Origin of the sequence: Flavivirga sp. 57AJ16 (assembly GCF_028736925.1) — a bacterium.
Classification (GTDB): domain Bacteria; phylum Bacteroidota; class Bacteroidia; order Flavobacteriales; family Flavobacteriaceae; genus Flavivirga.
This window is the reverse complement of sequence record NZ_JAQZAT010000037.1, coordinates 1-4,494: the sequence shown is the minus strand read 5'-3', so window position 1 is coordinate 4,494 and position 4,494 is coordinate 1. Positions and strand designations below refer to the sequence as shown.

Here is a 4,494-nt window from a genome sequence, read left to right as displayed (position 1 = left end):
TATCACTGGTATGTTGGATATTCCAATTAAGTGCATAGATTTGTATAAGAAGAGCCGTATGATGGGAGACTATCACGTACGGTTCTGTGAGAGGCTCGGGGTGAAATCCCCCTTGTCTACTCGACACCAAACGTTGGCGTGCATGCAAAAACCGACAGCATAATACATTAATCGAAATAGGAAATAATGGACATAGAGAAATTTAAAAATACAATTCAAGACTGCAATTTGAATTTCCTTGTTGGGTCAGGTCTTTCTGTTCCTTACTTTTCGACACTTGGTAACATTGAAGTTCTTTTAACTGAATTGGAACGAAACAAAACTCTTAGCGAAAACGAAAAAACTATTGTTAGAGCTTCAATTTTGGGGAAATACTTCAAAACTGTTATTAGCAAAAACCCTCAAATTATTGATGAAACTATTACAGATGTAAAGAGAGACGAGGTTCTATCAAACTACAAAAATTTCTTAGTTTATCTAAATACAATTGTTCTAAAAAGAAAAAGTACCATTCTTAACAAACAAGTCAACATTTTCACGACAAATATCGATGTGTTTTTCGAAAAGGCTTTGGAGACCTCTCAACTTGAATACAACGATGGATTTTACGGGCGATTTAACCCTATTTTTAACCTAACAAATTTCAAGAATTCTTTATTCAAAAAAAGCCTTCATTACGATAACACCTCGGAAATCCCTGTTTTCAACTTATTGAAAGTCCATGGCTCGTTGACTTGGGAAACAGATAGAGATAATATTATTTATTCAGGTTTAAGAGCTATCAATTCTGTCCAAGTTAAATTTGACAATGTTGAATCGGATTTGATTGATTTTGATACATCAGCAACTATCGACACTCATTTTACTACAGAAGTTAAAGGAAAAACTATTTTACCAACCTATGGAGAGTTTTTAGAAGAATATAAAAAATTTGCAGTTGTAAACCCAACCAAGGAAAAGTTTCAAGACACAATTCTTAATCTTCAGTATTATGAGCTTCTAAGATTATTTTCAAACGAGTTAGAAAAAGAAAATACGATACTCATCGTATTCGGATTTTCTATGGCGGATGAACACATTAGGGAGATTGTTACAAGAGCAGCAAACTCGAATCCTACTCTAACAATCAAAGTTTTCGCTTATGACAATAGTGCAAAACTTGATATAGAGGCAAATCTAAAAAAAGGAAGTGCCACTATTCGCTATAATAACATTGAAGTTATAGAGATTGACGATACATCTAAACATTTCGACTTTAAAACTTTTAATGAAGAATTCTTAAAAGCAATCTTAGACAAAATTGATTAGGATATGTCAAACGAAATAATAGTCGAAGATTCAATATTTAGAGTAGGTAGAGTAATTTCTGTTGATGGTCGGTCAATTAGAGTTTCAGTTGACAAAGCAAAAAACTCATCTCATTTAGTGTATAAAGGTGACCTAATTAAAAATGTATCTGTTGGTAGCTATATTAAAATTATAAAAGGTTTCACAATAATCATAGGTAAGGTAGAAGGAGAGTTCACATATGAAGATAAAATTGTTTCTACAAAAGAATATAGTAGCGATAAGGAAAAAATAAATAGGTCGCTTAGTGTAAGTCTACTTGGTTTTTTTAATAAAAAGGAATTTGAACGTGGAATAAAAGAAATGCCTTTAGTTGATAACGAATGTTATCTTTTAGATAGACAAGAGTTTAACCAAGTTCATGATTTCATTCGAAAAACCGATGAACCATTAGTTATTGGAACTCTAACTTTAGAAAAGGGTCAAACTATCACAGTTGGAATTGATAGTCTTTTTGCCAGCCACATCGGTATTTTTGGTAATACAGGGAGTGGAAAGTCATACACTTTAGCCAAACTCTACTTTGAGCTATTTAAAATCTACAAGGATAATAAGAAATTCAAGCAAAAATCAAATTTCTTTTTGTTAGACTTTAATGGAGAATATGTAACCGAATCAGATAATGTAATTATACCCATTGAATACAAGAATATTTATCGGTTAAGCACAAAAAATTATGATGGTCAAAAATATCCTATCTCAAAAGAAACTCTGTATGACCATAATTTTTGGGCGATTGTATTGGAAGCAACCGAGAAAACTCAAACACCCTTCCTAAGACGAGCTATAAACAATGATTTCCTCGCTGAAAGAATCAAGCAACCTGATAACCTAAAAGAACTTATAATAAGAGAATTTTCACTAGGGATTGCCAAAAACGATAAAGAACTAGGACTAAAGATTATTGTTGAATTTTTATCTGAATTACACTTTTCTATTCCGCACTCTAACCTTTTAGAAGTCCGTGATAATCTTAGAGAAAGGGTGCAATATCATAATACCACCTATCAGTTCATGTTTGTGACCACAGGAGGAACTAGATATTACGATGAGGATATGGTTGCCCGAATCACAGATGAACTCGATGAAATTGTTATACCGCAAGATGATTTGAATGATTTAGATGTTTTAAAGCTTCAAATCATATTTCAATATTATGATGAAATAATTAAAGGGTTTGCAAACATTGAACATTTAGCACCCCTAATAAAAAGACTAGCTAAGAATTTCACTGATATTAGAAAGGTTATTGAAGCTAAAGAAGATGTTTCAACTTCTAAAAACTTCACAATAGTTTCATTAAAAGATGTCAATATTCATATGCGTAAAATATTGCCATTGTTGTTGTGCAAACAACTTTATGAAGGAGAGAAGGCAAAAAATGATGAAACAACTCACTTAAATATTATAATAGATGAGGCACACAATATCCTTTCAAGAGATTCAAATAGAGAAAGTGAACAATGGAAAGATTATAGACTTGAAACATTTGAAGAAATTATAAAAGAGGGTCGGAAATTTGGTGTTTTCCTAACATTGGCTAGCCAAAGACCTTCTGATATATCGCCAACAATAATATCACAATTGCACAACTATTTTCTACACAGACTAATAAACAACAATGACATTATTGCTGTAGAGAAAACCATATCATATCTTGACAAACTATCTTTTGAGTATTTACCAATTCTGCCGACAGGTACATGTATTTTAGCAGGTCTTTCGGCTCAAGTTCCAGTAGTTATAGACATTGGAGCAATTGAAAAAGAATTTGAACCAAATAATAAAACAAGAAGCTTGATTGAAAATTGGAAAGATTAAAATTGAAAATAATAAAGCACGACACGCCAACATTGGCTATACGTAATGCGGGCGAAAGTGCTGATATGAAAGTAATTACATTAAATAAACTAACTGCTAAAAGGAAAGTGATGTGCCTTAAATTCCCGCACTACGCATAGCCGAGACCGTTCTACGCAATTTGAAAAACATCGAGTTAAAAAATATAATTGAGGAAGTTTTTAAAAAAGAGAATAAGAATAAATTCACTTTTTTGACTGGAGCTGGAATATCATCTGATAGCGGAATTCCTACTTACAGAGGTTCTGATGGAATTTGGGTTAAAGGAACAAAGTTTTATAAACCCGAAAAATTTGGAACTTTTGAATATTTCTATAAAAATCCTGAAGAAGTTTGGCAATACACACTTTTTAGAAAACGAATGTTAGAAAGCGCCGAACCAAATCAAAGTCACGAAATAATAGCAGATATTGAAAATGAACTAAAAGATAGGTTTCAGCTAATAACTCAAAATGTTGATAATCTTCACAGACGTGCAGGAAACGAAAGATTATTCGAAATACACGGAAATTATCGTGAAGTAAAATGTTCTAGAGCCTGCAGAGAAATAAGACCAATTCCAACCGAATTAAAAGGCAAAGAACTTACAGAAGATTTAACGCAAGAGGAAATTGACGCTTTAAAATGTCCGAATTGCGGAGCTTGGATGCGAGCAAATATTTTATGGTTCGATGAATATTATGATGAAAAAACCAATAAAGCTGATAGCTCATTAAGAATTGCTAAAAATACTGGAGTATTATTTGTAATCGGAACTTCCGGAGCTACCAATCTGCCAATGCGTATTGCGGAAACAACTATACAATTTGGAGGATATGTTGTTGATATTAATTTAGAAGACAATTCCTTTTCTGATTACTTGTCAACCAAAAAGAATAAACTGATTTTACGTGGAAAAAGTATTGATTTTTTGCCTGAAATTAAAAATCTGATAAAAAACTGCGTAGAACACCGTGTATAATTAATTGCTTTGGCAAGTGATTATTTGGAAAATTCCGAAGGAATTTTCTCTGGCAAGTATTTGTTTACTAAATTAGTTGCTGAACCACGCAACTAACCATACGTGTGCCGAGAGTAACGAACGGCTGAAATTCGTTACGCAACTGTTTATAAGATGGTGGAACCGACCCACCGGTGCTGTTCTACAGGGAAGAGTGTCAAACCCCCATAAGGTGCTTTGGTAAAGAGTCAAGGTATTGAGCGTTATGGAAACGGCCGCGCCATGAGCGTGGTCAGGTATGAATAAAGGAGATGAATGCAAATGAACCTCTGATGAAGTGTCGAGAA

3 protein-coding genes are annotated in these 4,494 nt (G+C 33.2%); all 3 read left to right on the top strand.

Annotated features, from left to right (window positions below; all coding sequences use genetic code 11):
- The first annotated feature begins 186 nt into the window (after positions 1-186).
- The 3 genes from PQO00_RS20170 to PQO00_RS20160 all read left to right on the top strand — a co-directional run bounded on the left by PQO00_RS20170 (position 187) and on the right by PQO00_RS20160 (position 4,168).
- On the top strand, positions 187-1,308 hold the full coding sequence (locus tag PQO00_RS20170; protein WP_274186660.1) for an SIR2 family protein: 1,122 nt from the start codon (positions 187-189) through the stop codon (positions 1,306-1,308).
- 3 nt (positions 1,309-1,311) lie between these two features.
- Positions 1,312-3,168, top strand: a complete 1,857-nt coding sequence (locus PQO00_RS20165; RefSeq protein ID WP_274186659.1) for an ATP-binding protein — start codon at positions 1,312-1,314, stop codon at positions 3,166-3,168.
- Between the two features lie 160 nt (positions 3,169-3,328).
- Positions 3,329-4,168: a Sir2 family NAD-dependent protein deacetylase gene (locus tag PQO00_RS20160; RefSeq protein ID WP_274186658.1), complete on the top strand. Its 840-nt coding sequence runs from the start codon at positions 3,329-3,331 to the stop codon at positions 4,166-4,168.
- The last annotated feature ends 326 nt before the right edge of the window (positions 4,169-4,494 follow it).

Bases quoted from the DNA above. Each gene is read 5' to 3' on its own strand.
- PQO00_RS20170 (WP_274186660.1), top strand. From the start codon at position 187: ATGGACATAGAGAAATTTAAAAATACAATTCAAGACTGCAATTTGAAT.
- PQO00_RS20165 (WP_274186659.1), top strand. From the start codon at position 1,312: ATGTCAAACGAAATAATAGTCGAAGATTCAATATTTAGAGTAGGTAGA.